This window comes from Stenotrophomonas sp. KH_036_B, from assembly GCF_057839485.1.
Map to the genome: position 1 here is coordinate 1,768,928 of NZ_CM174491.1, position 24,336 is coordinate 1,793,263.

Here is a 24,336-nt window from a genome sequence, read left to right on the forward strand (position 1 = left end):
ATGACGATTTCCGCTACAGATATCAAGATGCGCCAGTCACAGCGCCTTACCGACAACCCCGACGGTGGCGGGCGTATGGTGCAGGCCGAGATCGTGGACGGACAGATGAACAACCTGTTCCCCGACATCGGTGATGAAGAGCGCACTACCGGCCGCGCCACTCTGCGCAAGATGTTCGTGCACGTGGATACCCCCGGCACGGACGTGCTCAAGGATGCCATCGGCGTGCTGTTGGACCCGCCGACAGATCCGAAGGTGCAGGTCAGCATGTTCGCCACGGGCAGCTACAGTGACGTGCGCAGTGACGCGCGGAACCGCGTGGAGAGCTACATCACGCGCGGGGTCGAATCGCGCTACGTGCTACTGAGCAACCATTTCATTGGGCAGCAGGCCTTGCAGTTCTACTGCATGAAGGATGCGCCAAGCCCAGACATCAACGACAACCTGTGCTTATTCGTGACTGCTGCGGGCTACACCCCGAATGAGCAGTATGTGCGGGTCAAGAGCGTGCTCTCGCGCTCAGCTCGAACCTTCTACGACGACCTCGGCGCGTTTGAGCGCGACGTGATTATCATCGAAACGGTGACCGCGCTGCTGTACGACTTCTCCGGTCAGGAGGCCACGCGCCTCACCAGCATCAAGCCGCCGACGCGCATCTATGAGACCAACGTGGTGGAGGCCACCAGCTACCACAGCGTCAAGCGCCTCACTGCGGCTGCCAAACCGGGCGATCTGTCGGTTCAGGTGGACACTCCGTACGTGACCATCGTGCCGACCTCCACCGCCGAGACCCCGGTGAGTGATGTACTGGCAGGGCTTGGAACGATTAGCTACGTGCCAGCCGGGCCTGCCGGCGCCCTGGCGCTGAGCTACAGCACCAACTTCCCGGCAGGCACTCCAGTAACCCGGTTCCTGGGCACGCCAATGGTGCTGGGATCGGTCAAGGTTCTGGCGGGCAGCGTCGAGCTTTCCGACGACGGCGCGGGCGCCCTTACGTCGGCCAGCGCGTCTACCTGGTCCGGCTCGGTCGACTATCAGTCCGGCTCGATCACCCTGATCAGCGCCAACACCATTGGTTTTGCGAGCGTCAACGTTACCGCTCGGCCAGCCGGTGCGATCGTCGCGCAGGGATTCTCGGATGAGATCACTGTCACTCAGAACAACCAAGGCTACAACTGGCTCTTCCAGCTGACCCCACTGCCGGCGGCAGGCACCGTGGTGGTGGACTACCGTGCTCTGGGCAAGTGGATCCGTCTGCAGGACAACGGCCAGGGTCAGCTCGTTGGCAAGCCTGGGCAGGGCAGCGGCTCGGTCAACTACGCTACCGGCGCGGTGGTCCTGACCACCGGGGCCCTGCCGGACCTCGACAGCAGTGTGATCCCCAGTTGGGGAACTCCTGTGCTGGCAGAGGCCCGGACGGGCGATGTGGCCATCGAGCCGCCCGCGCTGCATTTCATGTTGGGCAACTCCGGCGTCGTGCCGGGCTCGGCCACGTTCACTCTGCGCGTGGGCAGCTCGAACGTGCCGGTGGTGGACGACGGTGCTGGTGGTCTGCTGATTGGTGGTGTCATCCGAGGCTCCATCGCCTACGCCACCGGCGAGGTGATGATCCGTCCGGTGTCGTTGCCTGACGCCGATAGTCAGCTTGCGTGCGAGTACGACTATGGCCAAGCCCTTTCCGCCACGGCGCAGCCGGTACCGGATGGAGCAGGTGTTGTGGCGTTCGCGCTTCCGGAGGGCCCCGTGCGCGCAGGCAGCCTGCGTCTGGACTGGCTGATTTCCGTGGCCAAGGATGAGGCTGGAATGCCCAGCAACCCCCAGGTCATGCGCGTGACGGCCAAGGATGACGGGCAGGGCAACGTGGTCGGTGTGAGTATCGGCGGCCAGGCGTTTGCGACCACGCTTGGCTCGATCAATTACACCACCGGCGCGATCAACTTGCAGGCGGGCAAGTTCACCGTCCATGAAGTCTCCATGCCCCTGTATCAGGTTGTAACCGGACGCGACGAACTCCGGATCATCGGGTATCACCGCGCTGATGTGCCGGCGCAGTTTTCGGCCGGCACGATCATCTCACTGGGCTGGATGATCGCAGGGGCTGCGCAAACCACGTCCAGCGAGTCTCTGGCCCTGCCGCCGGTGCAGCTGCTGCTGACCCCCACCATCAGCGACAGCATCGTGCCGGGAAGCGTCCGCTTCACCTACAAGGGCCGGACGTACGTGGACCGCAACGGCGGGCTGTACTACAACATCGACCCCGTATCCGGTGGCGGGATCTACGGAGGTACCATCGACTACGCCGCCGGCGCAGTGACCCTTACCCAGTGGGTGCCCGGGGGCTCCAATACCGTGACGGTTCAATCGTTGCTCACGCGCATCGCCGATCACGGAGTGGCCGGGGTGTACTTCCGCGCGCCAGGTTCGCCGTTGCGCCCAGGTGTGTTCACGCTTCGGGCGGTGGTGGTCGACGGTACCCAGCTGACGGCCACGGCCGACATCAATGGCAACATCACCGGACCGCAGGTTGCTGGCAAGATTGACTGGGAAACAGGGGTGGCGAAGGTCGCCTTCGGACAGCTCGTGACGGCGGCCGGCAACGAGGGCGCGCCATGGTTCGATCCGGCTGCGGTGGTCGGCGACCAGGTCTGGAAGCCCACCCTTGTACTGCCGGGCACGATCTTCATTGGCGCAGTGGTGTTCCGTTCCATCCCGCTTTCAGCCGTGGTTATCGGCCTGGAGTCGGTCCGCTTGCCGGCAGACGGGCGGGTTCCGGCCTTCAAGTCGGGTCAGACGGTCCTGATTCACCACACTGCCAAGCACGCAGTTGCCGCGCCGCAGGCCAACCAGGTGGTGCCATTCGGGCGCACCCGCGTGGCTGCTGTGGAGGTGGTGGATGCTGCCGGCGCCCCGGTGGACAGCGCCTGGTACACGTACGACCTGCAGCAGGGGAGGTTGACCTTCAGCGATCCGCTGAACCTTTCGGCCTACCAGCTGCCAATCGTGGTGGCGGACCGGGTGGAAGACCGCAGGCTGGTGGTTCAGCCCCAGATTACCGGTGAAATCGAGATCAACACTGGACTGACCCACGACTACCCGGCTGGGGAGGCGCTGATCAGCACGGCCCTGCGCCTGGGTGAGGCAAATGGCTCCCTGGACCTGCAGGCCCGCGTGGTCAACCTGTTCGACCAAGCGACGTGGGCAAACACCTGGTCCGACCAGCTGGTGGGGAGCGCCGCGCCGGGCACTTACAACGACACCGACTTCCCTCTGGTCGTTGCCAACAGCGACACCATCACCGAGCGCTGGGCAATCCGGTTTACCAATGCAACTCAGTTCGAGGTGATCGGCGAAACCGTGGGCGTGATCACCACCGGCAGCATCAGCGCGGATTGCGCGCCCCTCAATCCAAGAACCAACCGGCCCTACTTCACGATTCACCGCCAAGGCTGGGGCACCGGCTGGGCTACCAACAACGCGGTGCGCTTCAACACCGTTGGCGGCTTGGCCCCGGTCTGGATGGTGCGCACCACGCTTCCTGGCGCACCCGAAGGGATCGTCGATTCCACCCGTTTCATGGTAGTGGGCAACATTTCTGGAGATAACGCATGAGCTTGATTCCAACCGTCTACAAGAGCACCGACCCGGGCGCGCCCATGATTTCCGGCCAGCCTGGCGCGCTGGCCATGCTGCTCGACGCGCTGCTGGTGGACGGCTACGGTACCGGTGCCAACCAGAAGCCTGGCATGGGCTGGACCCGGGCATTCACGGGCTCGAACGTCCGTGTCTTCCGCAACAATTCCATCGTCGGAACCGGCTTCTTCCTGCGGCTCGATGATACGGCCCAGCGTTCAGGGTTGCTGCGTGGCTTCGCCACGATGTCGGATATCGATACCGGTACCGATCCTGCCCCGGCGACTTCGCTCAAGCCCACGGGCTCACGTTGGGACAAGTCATCGACGGCAACGTCTGAGGGCAGGGCATGGGTTGCTGTTGGAAATGAGCGATTCTTCTACCTGTTCGTTGACACGTCCGGGCAGTTCGCGCAATACGGCGGTGGGGCGATGCATCCGCATTACGCAGGTGACATTACGTCGATGAAGCCCGGCGACAGGCACCACTACGTGGTGTCCTACAAAGGCTCAGACAATGAGCTGTCGAGCAGCATTGGGTATGCGCTCAAAGGTCAGAGCGGCTGGAGCAACAGCATCACTGCTGACACAGCCACCGCGTGCTTCATCGGGCGCAATACGGCGGCGATTCCAGGAGCTGTACGATGCGGCGTCTCCGCAGACGGCATGTACAGCGCTGGCTCGTTCGGTAATGCGACGATCTATCCCCCCTATCCTTATGCAGCCAACAACGGACTGCTCTACGCGCCCGTCGTGGTGTTCGAAGGCGCCTATGCACCTCGCGGCTTCCTTCCGGGGCTCTACGCGCCGATCCATCGTCGCCCGTTCCCGGAGATGACCGTAGTCAGCGACATTGGTGGTCTGCCAGCTGGTACCCAGTTGCTGGCGAAGGGGTACATCGTCGATACGACCGGCTATAGCGATTCGTACCACGGTCAGGTGCTGATCGACATCGCCAATGCGTGGTGACGCATGAGCCTCGCTGCGATCCGATTCGGGTTCCGCGCCTCGCCAGTCAAGTGGGCGCCGTTGGGTACTGGAGTATGCTTTGGCGCGCTCGTTTCCAGTGCACAGGCATACGCGGGTAGGGGGTTCCTCGCCGGTGAGGCGCCCTCGAGTTCAGAGCCTGGTGAGGTCGATGGCCGCTTCCGCATCCTGAATCAGCCTGCCCAGGGGCGGATCATTGTCTTCGATCGCGGCACCACCAACTGCATCGCCAGCGTGCTCAGTAAGCCCGATGGCACGTGGCGAGTTGACCGGCTGCATCCAGACCTGTTGCTGACCGTGATTGGCTACGACGATTCGGGCAAGCAGAACGCAGCTGTCCAGGACTGGGTGCGCCCGGCCGTGGAGGAGTAGCGCGTGGTGGTCGAAGGTCCCCGTGTCCCGTTGAACCTCGGCCCGCTCTCGCTCGGGACGGGCGTGCGCATCAGCTTGAACCTTGGCGTGGAGTGGGCGGAGGTGGATCCGCCGGTCTCGACCGTGGAGGCGCTGCGCAGCTCGGCACAGATGAGGTGGAAAGGCACCGCGAGGCTGGGGCGCCTGTGCACGGCTCGCTGGCAACAAGCAGACCGTTCCCGCAATAGCGCGTCGCTTGCCTGGGGCCAACAGCAGGGGGGCGTAGGCGCGGTCACATCGCTGCCGTGGTCTATGGCCGACGCTGCGGCCGCCAATATCACGCTGACGTGGTCGGCGTCGATGCAAGCAACGCGAGCTAGCCAGGCCATCGGCTGGATCGGCCTTGGGCGGGAGCGCCGGGGCGTCTCCCTGCGCTGGCGGGCCAGCGAGCGGGTGGACGCAGCCTGGCAGCTGCCTTATGGATCCTTACCTGCCGTTGCTCAGGAACTGGGCATGCGCTGGGGTGTACCCAGCCGCTCGCACCAAGCTCACGCCCTCCGCTGGCAGCTGCCGGGGCGGTGGGCGGGGAAACGCGATCTGCCTTGGGGGTTGGCTAAACCGCTGCCATGGATCGTTCGGCCGCCAGTCAAACCACCGGAGCCGAATCCGGATCCGCCGCGCCTTCCAGGTGACCGGGTGGGACTGAACCTATCCTGCCTGGCGCCGGGTGTGCGAGGCGTGGCCCCTCTCAATCTGGGTGTGGCAGCGTGCTACGTGGTCCGCCCTCATCAAAGGACGTACGTTGTGATCAACAGTATCTCTGTGGTCCGCCTTCCGGACCGCACTCCCATCGAAGTGTCATCGGTTGCGATCAGTTCTAGCTGCGATGCTTGGGGTTCGACCTTCGACTTCGAGCTGGCCGACGTTGCCCAGCTGACTCTCCTGAAGCCCTCTGCGGCCGGGCCGCGCCAAGTGGAGGTCACCCTCAACGGGTACGTTTGGACGGCGCTGGTCGAGAGCTATAGCAGTCGTCGGGAGTGGGCCAGCAGTGGGATCAGCCTTGCGGGTCGGTCGCGCACCGCGCTGTTGGCCGCGCCCTATGCGCCGGCGAGGGTCAAGGTCACGACTGAGGACAGAACGGTCGCTCAGCTGGTCGACGAGGAACTGGCTGACACCGGCTTCTCCGCTTCCTACGACACGGTGGACTGGGTGGTCCCTGCGGGTGCGTGGTTCTATGACGCCACGCCTCCACTGGAAGCCATAAGTCGCCTCGCCGAAGCCAGCGGCGGAGTGGTGCAGTCCGACCCCGCCGATCCACTGCTGCGCATTCGGGCCCGCTACCCAGAGAGCCCATGGCACTGGAAAGAGCGCACGCCGACGCACCTAATCCATGAGGACATCGTCACCAATGAGAGTCTGCAGGTGCGTAGTGCGCCGCTCTACGACGCGGTTGTGGTTACCGGGGAGCTGGCAGGGAAGGGTGTGACCTGTAAGGTTCGCCGAAGCGGAGAGGCGGGAGAGTTGTTTGCACCCCAGGTCAGTAGTCCACTGATCAACACCTCCGCAGCCGGCGCCGAGCGCGGACGGAATATTCTGTCGGACCGTGGCGAGCAAGCATCAATCGACCTGGTGATTCCGCTGTTCAGCAGTCCAGTGAAGCCGGGCGAGGCGGGGAGAGTGCTCCCGCTGGACTTGGTGGAGGTAGTTGGCGGGGAGGGTACGTGGCACGGTCTCTGTACGGCCGTGCGCACGGAAGCAAGGGCGGGCGACGGTGCGATTGTCGTCGAGCAGACCATCACTTTGGAGAGGCACTACACCGATGCGGACTGAACTGTGGGACGAGTTCAGCGGATTGATCGCTGGTAGCCCGGCCCTCTTGGCAACGGTAACCGCGCATAACGCTGATGGAACCAGTAGCCTGACCAATTACGATGGCGCGGAAGTGCGGGCAATGGGAATCTTGGGTGGAACAATTCCATACAATGTGTGGGTCCGTGGCGGCCGAGTCGTCGAGGTGGCCCCAAATTTGCCGTTGATTGAGCTGGATGTGTAGAGCTTCCATCAAGTGGCCCGGGCGAGCGATCAAGCTTCCGGGCCTATGAAGCGCTTTGCACGTCTCGCTCGCAGGATCACCTTTTCCAGTTCGTGTGATGAGAACGGCCCCGCCAAGAACGCAAGCGCCTCTTCGAAGTTGGAGAAGTCTCGTTGGTGGTGGAGATGAAAGATGAGTGCCCGCGAGAAATATCCTTGCACAAGAAAGCAAAACGTCCTGGACAGAGTTCCGTCGGAGACTCGATGTACGCTTGCGTTGCGGTGGTCGGCTAGCTGCTTAAGTACGGCCTCGTGATAGACGCGATCTCGATAGAGGAATACGCACCTCCTGATAAGAAGTGGGTAGTCAGCCTGCTTGTCCGTAAGGATAGATTCAAGTGCTGACCAACTCTTGATAAATGCAGTGTCGGGATCCGCCTCATCAAACGCTTCGGCGATCCGGATAATGGCGTTCTCAAGGCGACCTTTGTAGGGCTTTGCGCGTAGCAGCCTTAGGATTTGGCGAGCCGCCCTCAGTAGTCTGACGGGATCGCGAGGCTCGAATACTCGCTTGGGTCTGTAGTTCGGCTCGTACCATACAACGTCTGCTGCAGCTGATCCATCGGACTTATGAACAGTGTGAAAACTCCCAGTTCGCAGCACGTTGATCGGCTTGTGCTCCGAGCCGGTCACGGTAATCTCAATGCCGGGGTTGGATAGGAGGCAAATAATGCCGCGGAACAAATCTAGCTCACGCTTTGCGAGAGAGTATGCGGCTGAGGCGTTTACCGAGCTAACATCAATCTTGACGAAGCAATAGTCCTCGCGGTCATCATGTATATTGCCGAACTTAATATGTTCGGCGGCGGTCTCATTCCTGTGTTTGAGGAATCGACTCGGCAACCCTTTGTGAAAGCTGATCTTCATACCACCCAAGCTGAGACTTTTGGGCAACCATGAGGTCGCTGTGGAGATGGTGGTGACCACCGTAAAGACGCTTTGACCTTCTCTTTTCTGGGCAATTTTTGACTTGTTGAAGTAAGAAATGATGGATTCTGGGGTCCGTTCAGCACCTGGCGACATGAGGGCATCCCAGAGCGTGTCCACGCTGTTGATTCCGTCATCTGCCTGTGCGCCATCCAGCATGGAGGCGAGAACTGCAATGTCGGAATGGATGCCTATATCCCGGATGCTGGCAGTTCCATCGTAGAAGCTGGCCGACTCCAAGATTGACTCAATCACTGGCTTGGGATTTGAACCCGGCTTCCATTTAAAGGCCATATAACTCTCGCGCACTTTTCGTAGGATCGGACCGGGCCCCTCAGGCAGGAATATGCTGGCGAGCCCTTCGTAAGCTGAGTCTAGCCCAGCAATGCGGTTCGTTTTCGCTCCGTCTGCTGGCTTCCGTGCCCTCAGCATCGACGCAGCTGGCGCGCGGCTCTATGCGGTGCCGCCGCACTAGGCGCACCCAGGCGATTCGCCATCTCGCCGCGCGATGGCTTTGAGCTTTTGCTCCGGTAGCGATTGATACAAAGAGTCGATTGACTTGGGAATGGTGATCATCTGCTCTGCGATGAGGTTGACTAGCTTGAACAACTTCAGTGCAGTGTCGCGGTCATCATGCAAATCCATCGTGCCGGGGTGGACTGAGTCGTTGCCAACTACGCGTACCACATCTAGTGATCGCTGCACGAGCGGATTGAGCCCCTTCTTCACTAGTGACGCGATGTCTGCGTCAATATTGGCCCCCTTCTCGCCGAGCGCTTTGCACAACTTCTGAATGCAAAGTCTGAGCAGTGCTGCGGCTCCGCGTGGGGATCGTCCGACGATCGTTCGTGCCTCCTCGAAGTCCCTTATCACCTCTTCGGGCATATCTTGATTCGGGGCGTCTGCCTCTCGTGCCGCTGGAAACGCTAACTGATCATGTATCCATACTGCGATCTTCCTGCAGTTGTAGCAGCTGCTTAGCCAGATGTTGTTAGCTTCAATGCGTACATACTTCCCGTCTCGAAATTCCTCAAAGAACACGAGTCCGCTCTGCATCTTTTCGGCCCAGCTAGTCAGAGAGCGCTTAGTTTCTTCTGGAAAGTCCAAGTCGTTCGTGAGCCGCGATGTCCACTCCGCGTCAGGCGTGAGTGGTAGACGTGATTCGGTGTCTATGTCGGCAGCGTAGAGCTTGTACCACTCCTGGGAAGTTAGGACGCCACAATGGGGGCAATTGAATCCCGTTTCATTGATAGACGGAGATACGTAAGCGGTCATACTTCCCTCTGATAGGTTTGGATCGAAGTGGCAGGGATGACACGCGAAGGCACTGTTGGTACACAGCGCTCTACGCAGGCGGAGCATATCTTCACTGGCGTAGCCGGGGCCCCGGATACTTAAGGTTCATTGGACTGGCGTGAGCAGCGATTCGGTGTTGTTACGCGGCGTGTTTACCGCGCGGCTAACGCGATAGGCCTCCATGTGCGGTGGTTCGCTGGCCAGCAGCATCGCCATGGCGTCATCAGCGTCCGCCTTCATCCACTCTTCGGCCTGGCCAGGTGGGAGCCACACCGGCATCCGGTCATGGATATCGGCCGAGACGCCGCTGCTGTCACCGGTGATCACGGTGAAGGTGCCCAGGTTGTCCGGGGCGAGTAGGGGGCTGGTGTCTTCCCACAGGCCGGCGGCCCACAGCGGCGCGGCTGCGTGGATGAACCACGGATCCTTCTTCTGATCCTCGGCGTTGACCGACCACTCGTAGTACCCGGCCATGGGGATCAGGCACCGATGCTTCTTGAAGGCTGACCGGAACGCTGGCTTGGTGGCCACCGTCTCGATGCGCGCGTTGATCGTAGAGCCCTGTAGCTTCTTGGCCTTGGCCCAGAAGGGCAACAGGCCCCAGGCCAGCCGCTGCACCTGCAGGCCCTCACCGCGATCCAGCACCACGGATGCACGCTGGGTCGGTGCCAAGTTGTAACTGGCGGGCAGGGACAGCAGATCGCCCACCAGTTGGGGGAAGCCCAGGCTGGCAGCGTCTCGGATAGGGGTCTGGACGAATCGGCCGCACATTGGGTGACCATACGCGGGGTGTCTCTTCAGGCCTTCGCGCTGCCTTCACCGGGGGAGGCGCAATTTTTTCCTCAGTCTCGGGGGAGACATCCATCCACCACTTGCACAGTTGGGATGGAAGCATGCAGTGCATAGAACGAGCAGTTCTTGAACGCTGGCAACAGCAGCCCGGGTTTCGCAGTCAGGCATTAAGAGATGCCACTCAAAGGCAGCGCCGGATGTTGCCTGCGTATCCGGGGACTGGTGATCAACCGGTCGCGATTTGCGCTCTGGGATTCCGTTGGTTCCCATCCCCGGCAGAAGCAATGGCGGATGCCATTCATCGTGCGGGGCAGATAGAACCGGACCGCGACTGCACCTTGGAAGGCCCAGAGTGGGATCTTCGGGAGGGCCTCGGAGGGCTCTGGTGCGTACCGGGCCGACCGTGGGCGAGGGCGCTCGTGGTGGTGGACTTCATTTCCAGAACCAGACGGAAGCATCTGCGCAGCCGCGTCCCTGATTCATAATTGACCTCTTAGAAAGCGCTGCCTCTGCGCAATCCTTGCGACATCAACGGGGGAGACGCCACCCAGCGTGGGTGGGCTCCAGCTGGACGCGGCGCGGATCCGCAGGCGCTCGGGCGGTAATAGATTCGCCCTGAGGCCTTGCGGGTCCGCGATGCGGACGGTGAGCGCCGCCGTCGCAGCCCCTGAGCCGACCGGACAGTACGGTGAGGGCATGGACACCTCCAACAAACCCAAGCCAGCCCCGGATCGCCCCGATCCCACGAAGATGGTCCCGAGCGTCGGGCATTTGTTCCTGCGCGACGCCCGCACGCCTGAAGAGAAGCGGGCTGCCTCGCTCAAGGAGTCGGCCAGGCGGAAGGGCAGGGGGCGCAGCAAGTGGTGGGAGAAGACCTGAGGCGCTGCGAGCAGGGCTGGCCGGCGCCGAGCTGTGGGCGGAGCGCCACCAACCTGGTCCGAGCTGAGGTGGATCAGCGGATCAAGCAGCTGAAAGCCGGCAGCCAGTTTTGATGCTCTCATGCGGGCCCGCGCTACTCCGGCCCCATCGTCTCGCTAGCTCCTTGGCTACCCGGCTGGCCAGTTCATAGTCGCCAACTAGTCGGGGAGGCCCAGACGGTCGGCTTCTCAGCCCGATTCCTGTTCTCCCATTTGGTGCCAGTAGCGCGCTAGCCATCAGTCTGTTAAGTTCCGGTGATCCACGGAAGCTACGCGACAGGGGGGGCAGGGATGGGCCCGGAAGACAGAAGTGAGCCTGAACGGCTGCACATGGCTTTTATACCGTGAGCGGTATAAAGTATGCTCTATACGTGCATGATGAGGCCAAGAGCGACCTCAAGGGGATCCGGCTGGCGGACCCGAAAACGGCGGCGGACTTGGTGGTTTTCCTACAAGAGTTCCATGGCGACCAAGACCTCCTTGACCGACTCTCTCAGCATGGATTTGAAGACTCGTGCAATCCGGAATGGATTCTGAAGATCAGCGTGTCTCGTTGGCAGCGCCAATGGAACAAGGGGCGCAACCTCTGGCGTCTGAAGAACCTCGACCTGGAAGAAGACGGTCTGAAATACCGTTTTATTTATGCTTTTCTGCCCGCCAAGCACATGTACGTGGTGCTTGGAATATTTCTGCGATCGAGCTTTGACTATGACAACCTCAGCGATCCTCGTGTCCAGCGAGTACTGGCAAGCTACGACGAGCTCGTCTAGCTCCGCCACGCCAATAACGTTCTCCACGACGCTCCTTGGGGGGGCTACACAAGCGAAGGTGGAGCCCGCCTCCGAAGTGTCGTACCCGACTCGCACCGTCGGGATGCCGGGCTCTGTTGCGGTCACCAACATCGCGTTTATTGCTTCGGTGGTTAAAGAGGATTTGTGCCCTCCGAAGACTTCGAGTTTGAGCGACTTCGTTACGGAACTAGAGATGGACGGTTTCGGAGACGAGATCAGGGCTGCGCGTGGCCGCCTGTCAGGTCGCGTCCGGGAAAAGAGCGGCGGTGAGGTGACTCTGAAGGCGCTGCGTCTTCAGCACGGGTTGTCCCAAACGGACTTGGCTGAAAAACTTAGGACGAGTCAGCCGCATATCGCTCGCCTAGAGAGCGGTCGAGCCGAGCCCGTACGCACCACTATGAGGAAGCTCGCAGAGGTGTTCGGATTGGACATGAACACAATCGACGACGCATTTGAAAAAGGAATGGCATCGTGAAAGCAAGGTCGCTGAGTGGCTACTTCTGTGACGACATTCGACACGAAGTTGATGGAAAGATGTCGTTGATAGGATGCTATGGACCGGAGATGGTAGTCCCTAGCTTTCCTGTCACTCTGTCCAAACTGTGCGCAGTAGTGAAGGTCTCTTCACGTGATGGATTGTTTGAAAAACTGCGAGTAGTGGTGCTAAAAGGGGATGAGGAAATTGCCGCCGCAGAGGTGCCTCACGTTGCCCTTGCTGAAATGAAAAGAGTTTCGGATGCGGCCATCGATCCGATAAAGGATACGCAACACACGCTTGCGATTAACTTCGTGATGTCGCCAGTGACTATAGAGGCGCCCGTTGCACTCAGGGTGCGCGCGCTGGCTGACGGGCAGCTGCTTAAGGGGTTGTCTCTTAAGGTTGTTAGTACAAGCGCTGGCTTATCCGTAACGGGCGTTATCCCTGAGACTAAACTGCGCCAGAAACGTAAAAAGGTCACCGACTAGATTTTGGACCTGCGTGCTACGTGAATTGGGGTCGCTTGCTGACACTAAGGACTTCCGACGGGCGCGCACTCCTTTGTCACTATTGCCCGGCCTGGTGACGGATGGACTTGGGCCGTAGCGGCCGCTAGTGCGTAGCGGTGCTGAGGTGCGGCACGGCTACGCTCCGCGCCGAGGCTGCCCCGTTCGACGGCATCGCGAACCGGCTGGCGCCCTTCAGAGACGATCAGGCAGCCTGGCCCGGTCGCAGCGCCACGACGTCGCCGGCTCGTAGTTGGTCCAGGTAGTCCGCCCATTCCTGCATCATGCGCGTGCGCTCCACCAGATGTGTGGTGCGGTTGTAGGCCCTGCCGTTCGGATCTTTGACCGCATGGGCCAGCTGGTGCTCGATGATGTCGGGCCGGAAGCCCAAGACCTCGTCCAGCAGGGTGCGCGCGGTTGCGCGGAACCCGTGACCGGTGACGGTGGTCTTGTCGAACCCCATGACGCGCAGCGCGGCCAACACGGCTACCTCCGACATGGGCCGCTTGTCGCTGCGCCCGCCCGGAAAGACGTAGTGCCCTTGCCCAGTCCAGCCGTGCAGCTCGCGAAGCACCGCCACAGCCTGCGTCGCCAGTGGGACGATGTGCGCCTGTCGCATCTTCATGCGCGATGCCGGGATGCTCCACAGCCCTGCGTCCAGATCGACCTCCGTCCACTCCGCCTGCCGCAGCTCTCCCGGGCGGACGAACACCATCGGTGCCAGCTTGAGGGCGGCTTGGACCACTGGTGTCCCGTGATAGGCATGCAGGGCGCGCAGTAGGCCACCCAGCTGTACCGGGTCCACCACTGCGGCATGATTCTTTTCAGGCGGGGGGATGAGGGCGCCACGCAGGTCGGCGACTGGATTCCGTTCTGCCCGGTCGGTAGCCGCTGCGTATCGCATGACCTGGCCGCAGTTCTGCATGATCCGATGGGCGGACTCGAAGGCGTCGCGGGCCTCCATCCGGCGGGCGACCTGCAGGAAGTCCGACGCCTTGAGATCTGCGGCGCGCCGTGAGCCCAGCAAGGGGAAAACGTCCTTCTCGAACCAGGCGGCTACCTTCTTCTGGTATCCCGGCACCCACGGCCGACTGGCCAGCCACTCGCGCGCGATGACCTCGAAGCTCTCGACCAGGTCGGCGGCCTTCGCGGCAGCCGCGGCCTTTCGCTGCTCGCCAGGGTCTACGCCGCTGGCGAGGAGCCGCCGAGCATCTTCCCGGGCCTCCCGCGCCTTGGCCAGGCCCACGTCGGGGTACAGGCCGAGGGTCAGCAGCTTCTCCTTGCCGGCGACGCGGTACTTCCAGCGCCAGCTCTTGGCGCCGGCGACGGTGATAAAGAGGAACAGGCCGCCGCCGTCAGCAAGCTTCTGGGGCTTGTCGGCAGGCTTGGCGCGACGAATGGCAGCGTCGGTCAGAGGCATGGGGGTATCGAGGTTTCGAGCAGGGTGGATACCCCTAGATATACCCCCAGCGTCTCATAGGCTGCAACGGAACAGCCCGGACAACCCTGGACAACAAAAAAGCCGGAACCCCTTGTTTGACGGGAGGTTCCGGCTTTCTGTGGTCCTTGTGGGACCGTCTAATGGTGGAGGTGGGCGGAATTGAACCGCCGTCCGAAGGCACTCCATCCCCGGTACTACATGCTTAGCTCACCGTTGAATCTCGCCCTGTGGCAGCACGGTGTGCAAAGCGCACCCCAGGACCAGCCTGCTTTAGTTAAGCCGTGACTGACAGGCAGCCATCACAGCCGGTTCCGTGATAATGACCCTACATCTACGAGCACGGGCACAAGTAGGTTCGGGGGTTCGCCTTAGGCGGCTGTAGAACTTAACGCACTTGCTGCTGTTTAGGCGGCGAGGCGGAAGTCCGAACCGTAGTTGTCGTCGTTGGCAACTAAAAGTTTGCTGCTGGATTAACGAGGAAAGCTGCCCCCTCGGCATGCACCAAGTAACTTCACAACCCCCGTCGAAACCAATGCACCCCCGGTTTCTTCAAGAACCGCAAGACGCCTGGCGAACCAGACGCTACTTGACGGGGCCGATGCTACTCCAGTTCAGCTGAACAGTCACCTGAAGCGTGCAGCGACCCTGAATGGACCTACCTGCCTTCGCGCTGGCGCTTGCTGTCGGCCTGGTGCTTGGCCCGCACCTTGCGGTCGTGGTTCTGCGCGTTGCGCTGGGTCATGGCCTGCTTGCGGGCTTCGGGCTGGACCTGGGCCGTCAGCGCGTCCACCAGGGCGACCAGGCGCCGGTGCTCCAGCGTGTCGTAGGTCTGGTTCTCGGACGCGTCGCGCTTGGCGTTGCGCTGCGTATAGGTCAGCACCTTGAGCAGGGCGGCCGGGTCCATCGCGCGGGTCAGCTCGGCGAAAATCGACTCGTACGCGGCGACATCGGCCTGGAGCTCGGCCATCGGGTCCGCGGTCACGACCGTCTCCTGGGGGATTTCCTGTGTCACGCAACGCTCCAGTACTGGGTAATAGGCGGGGATTCTGACACTTGTGGGGCTGCGGCGGGAAACTTCGACAAGCCAGCGCAACCTGCGGCCAAACCGCGCCCGCCGCGTGGATCGATGCTGGCCGTGTCGTTGCTGCCACCGGCGGCGCGATGCGGCGGCGGCGTTTGCCCCCCCTGAGCAGGCGCCGCCGCCGCTCCTTCCACTGGCGGAGAACGAGCATGGGCATCATCGATGGACGGCCCCTGGGCCTGGGTGAGGTGGACGCGCGGCAGGCGCAGCTGGAATCGGACGTGATCTTCGGTTGCGTGTTCCTGGGATTGATGCGCGATGCGCTGCAGGACGGCGTGGTACTGCGCTGGGACCTGGAGTCGGGCGACGCTGCGGTCACCGCGGCGCACGTCAAGGAGCTGCAACAGGTGCTGGGCAGGCTGCAGGACCTCACCGGCGTGGAGTCGCCGCGTATCGAGGCCGGGCGCAGTCCGCAGTACGACGATGGGCGGGTGTCGCAGGTGGCCATCGCGGCGACCGCGCGCCCCCTCAGCCAGCAGGCCTCGGACGAGGCGCGACAGCCGATCGAGTGGTCGCCGAACGTCGCTGCCCATATCCGCACGCTGCTCGACACCCACACGCTGATGCGCCCGGAGCCACCCCCCGTGCCTGGCGCATTCGCCGGCATCGACGAAGAGTTCGGGGCCTATTACGGCATCGTCGATGCCGCCGACAACGTCGTGCCGAAGGTGATCAGCTCCACGCGCCGGCTGATTCCCTACGCCAGCGAGGGCGGGCGCTGGGATCGCCAGGTGGCATGCCATGGGCTGATCGGCTACGACGATCCGCGTCGCGCTGGCACCGCCCGGCAGGCGCCGAAGCAGGCGGGATCGATCGAGCCGACCGAGCTGATCAGCCGTTGGGACGGGCAGGGCGAGGTGTGCGGCTACTGCCATGGCATGGTCTGGGCGGTGGCCGAAGTGCGCTGCGATTTCCCGAAGGGCCGGCCGTTCGAGCTGGCGCTGGGGGCGAAGACCCACAAGCTGTCATCGTGCTTTGGCTGCAGCACGTTCCTGCATGCCAATGGCTATGCGCCCAGTTCGATGCACCTGGGAAGGTCGGATTCCTGGGTGCCGCTGCCGGAGGGTCCGGACGCGACCGCGCCGTTCAGTATCAGCAAGACCAAGGAAACCGCCGACCGGAAGGTGTTCGCGGGGTTGAACGGCACCTGGGCAGAAAAGGTGTCCGGCTGGCTGACGTCGGGCGTGCACCGGGTGGTGGAGGCACCGGAGGGGCGCTTCCCGGCCGGGGTGGTCAAGACCGCCTGGCGGCTCATGGAGGCCAGCAGCGAGCGTCGCCAGGCCCGGGCAATGGCCAATCTCTTCCTGGATGCACTGACCGTGCATGACAAGGACCTGGTCCGGCTGAAGCGGTTCGTGGGTCTTTAGCGGCCGCGACCGGGCAGGGCCCGGCGCTGGAGGGAGAAAGGGCCGGCATTGGGCCGGCCCTTCGCTCAGGCGTCGCGGTTGTGGCGGCGCATGGTGCGCGACTTCTCGCGCGCCCAGTCGCGGTCCTTCTCGGCATCGCGCTTGTCGTGGGTCTGCTTGCCCTTGGCCAGGGCGACTTCGAGCTTGATCTTGTTCTTGCTCCAGTACATCGCCGTGGGCACGATGGTGTAACCGTCGCGCTGCACCTTGCCGATCAGCTTGTCGATCTCGCTGCGATGCAGGAGCAGCTTGCGATCACGCCGGTCGTGGGCCACCACGTGGGTGGAGGCCTGGATCAGCGGGGTGATCTGGGCGCCGATCAGGAAGATCTCGCCGTCCTTGACGTAGGCGTAGGCGTCGATGATGTTGCCGCGCCCGGCGCGGATCGACTTGACCTCCCAGCCCTGCAGGGCCAGGCCGGCTTCGAACCGGTCCTCGAGGGAGTATTCGTACCGCGCACGCTTGTTGAGCGCGATGGTCTTGTTGGCCGTCGCGTTCTTTGCTTTATCCTTGCCGCTGTTCTTGCTCATTTACCTATTGTCTCCGATTCGGGCCCCCGTGGTCGATTCGCCAGCCAAGCCTTCGCATGCCAACTATCCGACGTAGTGCCCTGGTCGAACATTCGGCTGCCCGCATGTTCGACCTGGTCAATGATATTGATGCCTACCCGCGCCGCTTCCGGTGGTGCTCGGCTGCGCAGATCCTCGAGTCCGGTCCGGACCGCCTGCTTGCGCGGCTGGACCTGGGGCTGGGTTCGTTTTCGACCTGGTTCATGACCGAAAACACCCTGCAGCGCCCGAATCACATCGACATGCAGCTGCGCGACGGGCCTTTCAAGCGGCTGCATGGCCGCTGGGAGTTCCACGCACTGGCCGAGGACGCCTGCAAGGTGACCCTCACCCTGGAGTTCGAGCCCACCTCGCGCCTGCTGGGACCGGCTCTGGCGCTGGGCTTCCAGGGGCTGGCCGATCGCATGGTGAACGACTTCGTCCGCGTCGCCGACGCCCAGGACTGAGCGGTGATCCGGGTCGAGGTAGTGCTGGCCTGGGCCGACCGCGCGCTGTCACGGCGGCTGGCGTTGGCCGATGGAGCGACCGTAGGCGAGGCCGTTGCCATGGCCGCCATCGATGGGGCACAGGACTGCCCGGCCGTCGCCGTACACGGTGTAGTGGCGAAGCCCGACCAGCCGCTCAGGGACGGTGACCGGATCGAGCTGCTGCGTCCGCTGCTGGCCGACCCGAAGGACAACCGCCGCCGACGCGCTCGCGCCGCGCCCCAGTCACGCTGAAGCGCAGCAACGATGAACGCGTCGCCACGCGCCCGGTCAATCAATGACCAGGCGGTAGGCTGCCCGTTACCGGCCGCGCTGCTTCTTCTTGTCCTTGGGCAGGTTGCGGCCGAACTGGCGCACCGTGTCCTTGGCCAGCGCCGCATCACGGTTCGGGAAGAACTCGCCTTCCCAGCGCGTGACCAGGTCGTTGTCGAAGAAGACCGTGAAGTTCTTCACCTCGGTGGTGCCGAGGCGGTTCACCCGCTCGCTGGCGGTGTAGTCCCAGCGCTGGGCATGGAACGGGTCGTCAATGGAGGGGGTGCCGAGCAGGGCGTTGACCTGCTGCTTGCTTTGGCCCACCTGCAGCTGACCGACGGCCTGCTCCCGGACCAGGTTGCCCTGGTAGATGGGTTGCTTATAGATGATGCCGCAGCCCGTGGTGGACAGGGCAACGGCGGCGACCAGCAGGAGATTGCGCATCGGGAATGGCGTTTGGGGAAATCGAGTCGATGATACACTCCTGCCGTGTCGCCGCGACCCAATCCGAGGCAGCTGGCGCTAAATCGCCAATGAACGGAGAACTATGGAAACCCACGACCTGCGTAAAGTCGGCCTGAAGGTGACCCATCCGCGGATGCGGATCCTTGCCCTGCTCGAGCAGCGCAATGCCGAGCACCACCAGCACCACATGACCGCCGAAGACATCTACCGCCAGCTCCTCGAGCATGGTGACGAGATCGGCCTGGCCACCGTGTACCGGGTGCTGACCCAGTTCGAGGCGGCCGGCCTGGTGCTCAAGCACAACTTCGAAGGCGGCCAGGCCGTCTACGAACTCGACCGTGGCGGTCACCACGACCACATGGTCGATGTCGATTCCGGCAAGATCATCGAGTTCGAAAGCCACGAGATCGAGGAGCTGCAGCGCAAGATCGCGGCGGATCACGGCTACGAGCTGGAAGAGCACTCGCTGGTGCTCTACGTGCGCAAGAAGCGCAAGTAACGGTATCGCCGTTACGGTAGGTCCTGACCGTTGGTCAGGACGTGATTGATACGATGCAGGACCTGACCGTTGGTGAGGACGGCATTGATACAGGAAACCCCGGCCCCGCCGGGGTTTTTCATTTCCCCAGCACCGTACGCTCCGCCGCCTCGGCCATCGCCGCGTTGCCGGCATCGCCGGGGTGCAGGTGGTCGCCGGAGTCGAACGCCGGCGCCAGGCGGGACGGGTCGGCCGGATCGCGCAGTGCGGCATCCAGATCGATCACCGCATCGAACGGGCTGCCCTCGCGCAGCCATGCATTGACCTGGCGGCGCAGGGCGTCCTTCCCGGGCTGGTAGTAGTCGTCCAGCGGCGTGCCCGGCAGGGCACCGGCGACGGGGGGCAGGGTCGCAGCGACGATCCGCACCCCATGCGCGTGGGCGCGCTCCACCAGTCGCCGATAGCCATCCTCCAGCTCGGTCAGCGACGGGCGCGCCTCCCCTCGGGCGAAGGCTGTCCCCGGCCAGCTGATGTCGTTGATGCCGATCAGCACCACCACGCTGGCCACGCCGGGTTGATCCAGCACGTCGCGCTGGAAGCGCGCGAGCGCCGACGCGCCCATGCCATCGCGCAGCAGGCGAGCGCCGGAGATGCCGGCATTGACCACGGCCACGCCGTGGGGGGCCAGCCGCGCGGCCAAGTGGTCGGTCCAGCGCTGGTCCCGATCGAGGCTGGCGGTGGCGCCGTCGGTGATCGAATCGCCGATGACCACCACGCTGCGTGCGGTTGCCGGGGCCTCGACGTCGATCCCGGACAGGAACAGCCGCGCGGTGGTGGAGCTGCTGCCGCGCAGCGCGACGGCTCCAGTCTGGTTGCCCGGCGCGATCGCGCTGGTCTGGCGCCCGTCCCAATGGAAGGTCTGAAGCGGCGTGCGCGCCGGCACATGGACGTCGACCTGCACGGCCTGCAGGTCGCGGGTGGGCAGGGCGAGTGGATCGCTCAGGCGTTCCTGCCCCGGTCCGATCACCGTGCCTGACTCCCCGTCGAAGGACAGCGCCAGGGCCGTCGTACCGCCATCGCCGGCCACGCTGGCCGCACCGATCCGCAGTGGCGCGGTGCCGTAGGCATTGCTCAGGCGCACCCGCAGGCGCGGGCCGCCCAGGCTGATCCGCGCGGTCTGGCGAAAGGTCTGGTCGTCCAGCACCTGGGGGATGCCGCTCGGAAACAGGAAGGCGTCTTCCCAGACCGGCTGCGGGCTGGCCTGCCAGCTGGCGACCCAGTGCGGGGGCACGGCGGCGGCCGTGGGCGCGACGACGGACAGGGTGAGCAGGGCGACGGTGGCAAGGCGGGTGAGTCGGTTCATGGGGAGATCCGGGGGAAGGGGATCGCCATCGTGCGCGGCGCTTGATCTGTGAACTAGACTGCCTGCGGACAATCATCTGTGAACTGGATTCATCCAATGTCGTCGCCTGACATCAACCGCTCCGGCCAGCTGGAAATCTTCGTCCGCGTCATTGAAGCCGGGAGCTTCTCGGCGGCGGCGCGCGCGCTGGACATGAGTCCCTCGGCGGTCAGCAAGCTGGTGGCCAGGCTCGAACAGCGCCTGGGAACGCGGTTGCTGCAACGCTCCACCCGTCAGCTGCAGCTCACCCCGGAAGGTTGCACGTTCTATGAGCGCGGGCTGCGCGTGCTGGCCGACCTGGACGAGGCGGAACGCTGCGCCGCCGCCCACGACGAACCCCGCGGGCGGTTGCGGGTGAATGCCAATGTCCCGTTCGGGCACCACTTCCTGCTGCCGTTGCTGCCGCAGTTCCTGGCCCGGCACCCGCAGGTGGGGGTCGACCTGGTGCTCACCGACGAGGTGATCGACCTTCTTGAACAGCGTACCGACGTGGCCGTGCGCGCCGGGCCGTTGAAGAATTCCAGCCTGGTGGCACGCCGCCTGGGCGCCAGCCGGATGATGATCGTGGCGGCGCCGGCGTATGCCGCCCGGCAGGGTCTGCCGCAGGACGCCGATGCGCTGCTGGCGCACAACCGGCTGGATATCGGGCATGCGCGCACGCAGACCGGCTGGCCGCTGCAGGTCAACGGCGAGCGGCGGGTGGTGCCGATTCAGGGCAATGCACGCGCCAGCGACGGTGAAGGGCTGCGCCGGTTGGTGCTTGGCGGGGTCGGCATGGCGCGTCTGGCCGCCTTCCAGGTCCAGGCCGATGTGGCGGCGGGGCGATTGCTGCCCGTGCTGGAGCAGGCCAATCCAGGCGATCTGGAGGAGGTGCACGCGGTGTTCGTGGGGCAGGGCGGCCCCCTGCCGTTGCGGGTGCGCGCGCTGTTGGATTTCCTGGTGGAACACGTGGATCTGGCCCGGCCGCTGGCGTGACCGCCATCGGTGGGTGTGCAAGGTTGGCAGGCACCCGCCGTAGGCAGGTACCCACCCTGGGTGGGTACGCCGCCAGGTACAGCCACGCGTGGCGTGGCGCTATGACTCCTGCAGCAGCTTGCGCGCCGCTGCGCGGGCTTCCTTGCTGACTTCCACGCCGCCCAGCATCCGCGCCAGTTCTTCCTCGCGGGCACGGGGGTCCAACTTCTCCACCGCGCTCTGGGTCATGCCGTCCACCGGTGCCTTGCTGACCCGGTAGTGCGCGTGCCCCTTGGACGCCACCTGCGGAAGGTGGGTGACGCACAGCACCTGGCGCTTCTCGCCCAGCGCACGCAGCGTCTGGCCGACGATGTCGGCGACGGCGCCGCCGATGCCGGAATCGACCTCATCGAAGACCATGGTCGGCACGGCGTCCAGGCCCAGCGCGGCAACCTCGATGGCCAGCGAAATGCGCGACAGTTCGCCACCGGAGGCCACCTTGCGCAAGGCGCGTGGCGGCTGCCCGGCATTGGCGGCGACCAGGAACTCGACCCGCTCGGCGCCATTCGGGTCCGGCTTGACCACCGCCTGCGGTTCGATATCGATCAGGAATTGACCGCCGCCCATGCCCAGCTCACCGATCAGGGTGGTGGTGGTGTCCGACAACGCCTTGGCCGCCTTCCGGCGACTGGCGCTGAGTACCTCGGCCACGGTCTTCCATTGGCCGGCGGCGCGGTCGATCTCGCCCGCCAAGGCCTGCAGGCGCTCATCGGCGCCGCGCAGCTGCTCGACTTCGGCGTCCATTGCATCGCGGTGTTCGCCCAGGGCCTCCATCGGCACCCGGTGCTTGCGGGCGAGATCGTGCAGGCGACCCAGCCGGCGCTCGATGTCCTCGAACTGCTCCGGGTCGGCATCCAGGTCGTCATGGACCCGGTCCAGCAGCGACAGTGCCTCGTCCAGCTGGATGGCGGCGCTGTCCAGCAGGGCATCGACCTCCACCAGGCGACCGTCGTGCTCGGCCACGCGGGCCAGGTCATGGCGGGTCTGCTGCAGCAGCTGCAGCACCGACACCTCATCGTCGCCGTTGAGCCGGCCAACGGCCACGTCGCAGGCGCTGATCAGCGCGCTGGCATGGGCCTGGCGGCGGTGGCTGTTGCCCAGGGTGGCGATCGAGGCCGGGTCCAGGTCCTCGCGCCGGAGCTCACCGAGCTGATGCTCCAGGTAGCCGATCCGGTCGCTGACATCGCCCTGGCGGGACAAGGCGTCGGCCTCATCGACCAGTGCCTGCCAGCGCGCCGCGGTCTGGCGGACCTGGGCGCGCTCGGTGTCATTACGGGCAAATGCATCCAGCAGCGAAAGCTGGGAGGGACGCGAGAGCAGTGCCTGCTGCTCGTGCTGGCCGTGAATCTCGACCAGCATGCTCGCCAGCTCGGTCAGCTGGGAGAGGGTGACCGGACGGCCATTGATGAAGGCGCGCGAGCCGCCGTCGGCGCGGATGATCCGGCGCAGCTGGCACTGTTCGTCGTCGTCCAGTTCATTTTCGCGCAGCCAGCGCCGGGCGGGGGCGTCGGCGGTAGGGGCGAATTCGGCCGACAGTTCGGCGCGCGCGGCGCCATGGCGGACCACGCCGCTGTCGGCGCGCAGGCCGGACAGGAAGCCCAGCGCGTCGACCATCAGCGACTTACCCGCGCCGGTCTCGCCCGAAACCACGGTCATACCCGGCCCGAACTCCAGTTCGGTGGCGCGGACAACGGCAAAATCTTTGATCGATAGATGTCTAAGCATGGTCTTCGGTTCTCAAGCCGCGCAACGCTAGCATGGGCGAGGGGCAGCTCCAATCGGGATGTGCCGCTCCGTCGCCGCGGATCGGCGTGAAGGGCTCACTTGCCAACGCCTGGCCCAGCCATTATCTAATGTGGCGTCTCACAGGCTGATTCCATGCATCCCTCCACGACCCAACTCGCTCCGCGCGCCCGCCACCTGCTGCGGACGCTGATCGCGCGCCACATCCAGGACGGCGAACCGGTCGGGTCGCAGACCCTGGCGCGGCTGGCCGGGCTGGATGTCAGCCCGGCCACCATCCGCAACATCCTCGGCGACCTGGAGGACCTGGGGCTGCTCAGTTCGGCGCATGTCTCGGCCGGGCGCGTGCCTACCGCGCACGGCTACCGGGTGTTCGTCGACAGCCTGGTCAAGATGCAGCCGCCCGGCGAAAGCGAGCTGAACCGGCTGCGCAGCGAGCTCTCCACCGGGGCCGGCACCCAGGCGCTGCTGGGCAGTGCGTCGGAGCTGCTGTCGGCGATGAGTCACTTCGTCGGCGTGGTCGGCGCACCACGACGCGAGCAGTTCGCCTTCCGCCACATCGATTTCGTGGCGCTGGACGCGCGCCGGGTGCTGGCCATCCTGGTGTTTGCCGACAACGAGGTGCAGAACCGGGTCATCGAGCCGCGCCGCAGCTGGGAACCGGCCGAGCTGGAGCAGGTCGCCAACTACCTCAACGCCCACTGCGCCGGCCGCCCGCTGGCCGAGATCCGTGCCCGCCTGCTGCTGGAGCTGCGCGATGCCCGTTCGGAAATGGAGCAGCTGCTGGCCCACAGCGTGGAACTGGCCGAGCAGGCCATGGCCCCGCCCGCCGATGACATGGTGCTGGCCGGGCAGACCCGGCTGATGGGGGTGCAGGACCTGTCCGACCTGGACCGCCTGCGCGAGCTGTTCGACGTGTTCGCCAGCAAGCGCGAGATACTGCAGTTGCTTGAGCGCACCATCCAGGCGCCCGGCGTGCGCATCTTCATCGGCGAGGAGACCGGCGTGATGCCGCTGGAGAACGTCTCGCTGGTCACCGCGCCGTATTCGGCCGGCGGCCAGGTACTGGGCGTGCTGGGCGTCATCGGGCCCAAGCGGATGGCCTACGACCGCATGATTCCGCTGGTGGAGGCCACCGCGCAGGTGCTCGGGGCGGCGCTGGATGCCCCCACCGGGGGCGGATTGTCCCGGGATCGCGCCTAAACGCGCCGCCAGCTCTTGAATCGGGTCCGGCC

The 24,336-nt window shown here is 64.3% G+C and carries 23 protein-coding genes and 1 other RNA gene; 14 read left to right on the plus strand and 10 right to left on the minus strand.

The features are described 5' to 3' along the window. The 4 genes from AC3ITN_RS08185 (at position 1) to AC3ITN_RS08200 (ending at position 6,797) form a co-directional block, all read left to right on the plus strand. The gene (locus tag AC3ITN_RS08185) at positions 1 to 3,609 is read left to right on the plus strand and encodes a hypothetical protein (RefSeq protein WP_489392616.1); all 3,609 of its coding nucleotides are present in this window, start codon (positions 1 to 3) and stop codon (positions 3,607 to 3,609) included. Then, a complete protein-coding gene (locus AC3ITN_RS08190) occupies positions 3,606 to 4,598 on the plus strand; it encodes a hypothetical protein (RefSeq protein WP_489392617.1) in 993 nt (330 codons plus the stop codon). The genes AC3ITN_RS08185 and AC3ITN_RS08190 overlap by 4 nt, the downstream gene beginning before the upstream one ends. A 3-nt stretch (positions 4,599 to 4,601) precedes the next feature. Then, entirely contained in the window at positions 4,602 to 4,988 is a 387-nt protein-coding gene (locus AC3ITN_RS08195) for a hypothetical protein (protein WP_489392618.1), read from the plus strand. A 783-nt stretch (positions 4,989 to 5,771) separates the two neighbouring features. Next, the gene (locus tag AC3ITN_RS08200; RefSeq protein ID WP_489392619.1) at positions 5,772 to 6,797 is read left to right on the plus strand and encodes a hypothetical protein; all 1,026 of its coding nucleotides are present in this window, start codon (positions 5,772 to 5,774) and stop codon (positions 6,795 to 6,797) included. A 252-nt stretch (positions 6,798 to 7,049) separates the two neighbouring features. On the opposite strand, the gene AC3ITN_RS08205 is transcribed toward AC3ITN_RS08200, so the two are convergent. From AC3ITN_RS08205 to AC3ITN_RS08215, 3 genes are all read right to left on the minus strand, one after another. Continuing rightward, entirely contained in the window at positions 7,050 to 8,279 is a 1,230-nt protein-coding gene (locus AC3ITN_RS08205) for a hypothetical protein (protein WP_489392620.1), read from the minus strand. 177 nt (positions 8,280 to 8,456) lie between these two features. Then, entirely contained in the window at positions 8,457 to 9,260 is an 804-nt protein-coding gene (locus tag AC3ITN_RS08210; RefSeq protein WP_489392621.1) for a DUF4145 domain-containing protein, read from the minus strand. Between the two features lie 126 nt (positions 9,261 to 9,386). Then, positions 9,387 to 10,052, minus strand: a complete 666-nt coding sequence (locus AC3ITN_RS08215) for an SOS response-associated peptidase (RefSeq protein ID WP_489392622.1) — start codon at positions 10,050 to 10,052, stop codon at positions 9,387 to 9,389. Positions 10,053 to 10,769: 717 nt separating this feature from the next. On the opposite strand from AC3ITN_RS08215, the gene AC3ITN_RS08220 reads away from it, so the two are divergent. From AC3ITN_RS08220 to AC3ITN_RS08235, 4 genes are all read left to right on the plus strand, one after another. Further along, on the plus strand, positions 10,770 to 10,952 hold the full coding sequence (locus tag AC3ITN_RS08220; protein WP_489392623.1) for a hypothetical protein: 183 nt from the start codon (positions 10,770 to 10,772) through the stop codon (positions 10,950 to 10,952). Positions 10,953 to 11,361: 409 nt separating this feature from the next. Next, a complete protein-coding gene (locus AC3ITN_RS08225) occupies positions 11,362 to 11,760 on the plus strand; it encodes a hypothetical protein (protein WP_489392624.1) in 399 nt (132 codons plus the stop codon). 76 nt (positions 11,761 to 11,836) lie between these two features. After that, positions 11,837 to 12,256: a helix-turn-helix transcriptional regulator gene (locus AC3ITN_RS08230; protein WP_489392625.1), complete on the plus strand. Its 420-nt coding sequence runs from the start codon at positions 11,837 to 11,839 to the stop codon at positions 12,254 to 12,256. Further along, complete coding sequence (locus AC3ITN_RS08235) at positions 12,253 to 12,747, plus strand: DUF6941 family protein (protein ID WP_489392626.1); 495 nt, start codon at positions 12,253 to 12,255, stop codon at positions 12,745 to 12,747. The genes AC3ITN_RS08230 and AC3ITN_RS08235 overlap by 4 nt, the downstream gene beginning before the upstream one ends. A gap of 223 nt (positions 12,748 to 12,970) precedes the next feature. On the opposite strand, the gene AC3ITN_RS08240 is transcribed toward AC3ITN_RS08235, so the two are convergent. From AC3ITN_RS08240 to AC3ITN_RS08250, 3 genes are all read right to left on the minus strand, one after another. After that, complete coding sequence (locus tag AC3ITN_RS08240; RefSeq protein WP_489392627.1) at positions 12,971 to 14,185, minus strand: tyrosine-type recombinase/integrase; 1,215 nt, start codon at positions 14,183 to 14,185, stop codon at positions 12,971 to 12,973. A gap of 162 nt (positions 14,186 to 14,347) precedes the next feature. Then, positions 14,348 to 14,748: a transfer-messenger RNA gene (ssrA, locus tag AC3ITN_RS08245) on the minus strand. Positions 14,749 to 14,861: 113 nt separating this feature from the next. Further along, positions 14,862 to 15,218 (minus strand): hypothetical protein, encoded by a 357-nt coding sequence (locus tag AC3ITN_RS08250; RefSeq protein WP_313344129.1) that lies wholly within the window; start codon positions 15,216 to 15,218, stop codon positions 14,862 to 14,864. A 218-nt stretch (positions 15,219 to 15,436) separates the two neighbouring features. Between AC3ITN_RS08250 and AC3ITN_RS08255 the strand changes: the two genes are divergently transcribed. Beyond that, complete coding sequence (locus AC3ITN_RS08255; protein ID WP_489392628.1) at positions 15,437 to 16,654, plus strand: hypothetical protein; 1,218 nt, start codon at positions 15,437 to 15,439, stop codon at positions 16,652 to 16,654. Positions 16,655 to 16,719: 65 nt separating this feature from the next. On the opposite strand, the gene smpB is transcribed toward AC3ITN_RS08255, so the two are convergent. Continuing rightward, a complete protein-coding gene (gene smpB / locus AC3ITN_RS08260; RefSeq protein ID WP_313344133.1) occupies positions 16,720 to 17,223 on the minus strand; it encodes an SsrA-binding protein SmpB in 504 nt (167 codons plus the stop codon). Positions 17,224 to 17,279: 56 nt separating this feature from the next. Here smpB and AC3ITN_RS08265 point away from each other — a divergent pair, with 56 nt between their 5' ends. Together AC3ITN_RS08265 and AC3ITN_RS08270 are read left to right on the plus strand one after the other, a co-directional pair. After that, positions 17,280 to 17,708: a type II toxin-antitoxin system RatA family toxin gene (locus AC3ITN_RS08265; RefSeq protein ID WP_313344135.1), complete on the plus strand. Its 429-nt coding sequence runs from the start codon at positions 17,280 to 17,282 to the stop codon at positions 17,706 to 17,708. A gap of 3 nt (positions 17,709 to 17,711) precedes the next feature. Further along, on the plus strand, positions 17,712 to 17,981 hold the full coding sequence (locus AC3ITN_RS08270; RefSeq protein ID WP_489392629.1) for an RnfH family protein: 270 nt from the start codon (positions 17,712 to 17,714) through the stop codon (positions 17,979 to 17,981). 66 nt (positions 17,982 to 18,047) lie between these two features. Here AC3ITN_RS08270 and AC3ITN_RS08275 read toward each other — a convergent pair whose 3' ends face one another. Next, entirely contained in the window at positions 18,048 to 18,443 is a 396-nt protein-coding gene (locus tag AC3ITN_RS08275) for an outer membrane protein assembly factor BamE (RefSeq protein ID WP_313344139.1), read from the minus strand. Positions 18,444 to 18,546: 103 nt separating this feature from the next. Between AC3ITN_RS08275 and fur the strand changes: the two genes are divergently transcribed. After that, a complete protein-coding gene (fur, locus tag AC3ITN_RS08280; protein ID WP_313344142.1) occupies positions 18,547 to 18,963 on the plus strand; it encodes a ferric iron uptake transcriptional regulator in 417 nt (138 codons plus the stop codon). A 118-nt stretch (positions 18,964 to 19,081) separates the two neighbouring features. Here the strand turns inward: fur and AC3ITN_RS08285 are convergent, their stop codons facing one another. Further along, positions 19,082 to 20,305, minus strand: coding sequence for an SGNH/GDSL hydrolase family protein (locus AC3ITN_RS08285; RefSeq protein ID WP_489392630.1), 1,224 nt, complete (start codon positions 20,303 to 20,305; stop codon positions 19,082 to 19,084). Between the two features lie 96 nt (positions 20,306 to 20,401). On the opposite strand from AC3ITN_RS08285, the gene AC3ITN_RS08290 reads away from it, so the two are divergent. After that, positions 20,402 to 21,319, plus strand: coding sequence for a LysR family transcriptional regulator (locus tag AC3ITN_RS08290; protein ID WP_489392631.1), 918 nt, complete (start codon positions 20,402 to 20,404; stop codon positions 21,317 to 21,319). A 99-nt stretch (positions 21,320 to 21,418) separates the two neighbouring features. On the opposite strand, the gene recN is transcribed toward AC3ITN_RS08290, so the two are convergent. Beyond that, on the minus strand, positions 21,419 to 23,083 hold the full coding sequence (gene recN, locus AC3ITN_RS08295) for a DNA repair protein RecN (protein ID WP_489392632.1): 1,665 nt from the start codon (positions 23,081 to 23,083) through the stop codon (positions 21,419 to 21,421). Between the two features lie 153 nt (positions 23,084 to 23,236). Between recN and hrcA the strand changes: the two genes are divergently transcribed. Beyond that, on the plus strand, positions 23,237 to 24,304 hold the full coding sequence (hrcA, locus tag AC3ITN_RS08300; protein ID WP_313344154.1) for a heat-inducible transcriptional repressor HrcA: 1,068 nt from the start codon (positions 23,237 to 23,239) through the stop codon (positions 24,302 to 24,304). Positions 24,305 to 24,336: the final 32 nt, after the last annotated feature.

Excerpts from the sequence above, each read along its gene's own strand:
- AC3ITN_RS08185 (WP_489392616.1), top strand. The coding sequence starts at position 1 with ATGACGATTTCCGCTACAGATATCAAGATGCGCCAGTCACAGCGCCTT.
- AC3ITN_RS08190 (WP_489392617.1), top strand. The coding sequence starts at position 3,606 with ATGAGCTTGATTCCAACCGTCTACAAGAGCACCGACCCGGGCGCGCCC.
- AC3ITN_RS08195 (WP_489392618.1), top strand. The coding sequence starts at position 4,602 with ATGAGCCTCGCTGCGATCCGATTCGGGTTCCGCGCCTCGCCAGTCAAG.
- AC3ITN_RS08205 (WP_489392620.1), bottom strand. The coding sequence starts at position 8,279 with ATGGCCTTTAAATGGAAGCCGGGTTCAAATCCCAAGCCAGTGATTGAG.
- AC3ITN_RS08210 (WP_489392621.1), bottom strand. The coding sequence starts at position 9,260 with ATGACCGCTTACGTATCTCCGTCTATCAATGAAACGGGATTCAATTGC.
- AC3ITN_RS08215 (WP_489392622.1), bottom strand. The coding sequence starts at position 10,052 with ATGTGCGGCCGATTCGTCCAGACCCCTATCCGAGACGCTGCCAGCCTG.
- AC3ITN_RS08220 (WP_489392623.1), top strand. The coding sequence starts at position 10,770 with ATGGACACCTCCAACAAACCCAAGCCAGCCCCGGATCGCCCCGATCCC.
- AC3ITN_RS08240 (WP_489392627.1), bottom strand. The coding sequence starts at position 14,185 with ATGCCTCTGACCGACGCTGCCATTCGTCGCGCCAAGCCTGCCGACAAG.
- AC3ITN_RS08255 (WP_489392628.1), top strand. The coding sequence starts at position 15,437 with ATGGGCATCATCGATGGACGGCCCCTGGGCCTGGGTGAGGTGGACGCG.
- smpB (WP_313344133.1), bottom strand. The coding sequence starts at position 17,223 with ATGAGCAAGAACAGCGGCAAGGATAAAGCAAAGAACGCGACGGCCAAC.
- AC3ITN_RS08265 (WP_313344135.1), top strand. The coding sequence starts at position 17,280 with ATGCCAACTATCCGACGTAGTGCCCTGGTCGAACATTCGGCTGCCCGC.
- AC3ITN_RS08275 (WP_313344139.1), bottom strand. The coding sequence starts at position 18,443 with ATGCGCAATCTCCTGCTGGTCGCCGCCGTTGCCCTGTCCACCACGGGC.
- fur (WP_313344142.1), top strand. The coding sequence starts at position 18,547 with ATGGAAACCCACGACCTGCGTAAAGTCGGCCTGAAGGTGACCCATCCG.
- AC3ITN_RS08285 (WP_489392630.1), bottom strand. The coding sequence starts at position 20,305 with ATGAACCGACTCACCCGCCTTGCCACCGTCGCCCTGCTCACCCTGTCC.
- AC3ITN_RS08290 (WP_489392631.1), top strand. The coding sequence starts at position 20,402 with ATGTCGTCGCCTGACATCAACCGCTCCGGCCAGCTGGAAATCTTCGTC.
- recN (WP_489392632.1), bottom strand. The coding sequence starts at position 23,083 with ATGCTTAGACATCTATCGATCAAAGATTTTGCCGTTGTCCGCGCCACC.
- hrcA (WP_313344154.1), top strand. The coding sequence starts at position 23,237 with ATGCATCCCTCCACGACCCAACTCGCTCCGCGCGCCCGCCACCTGCTG.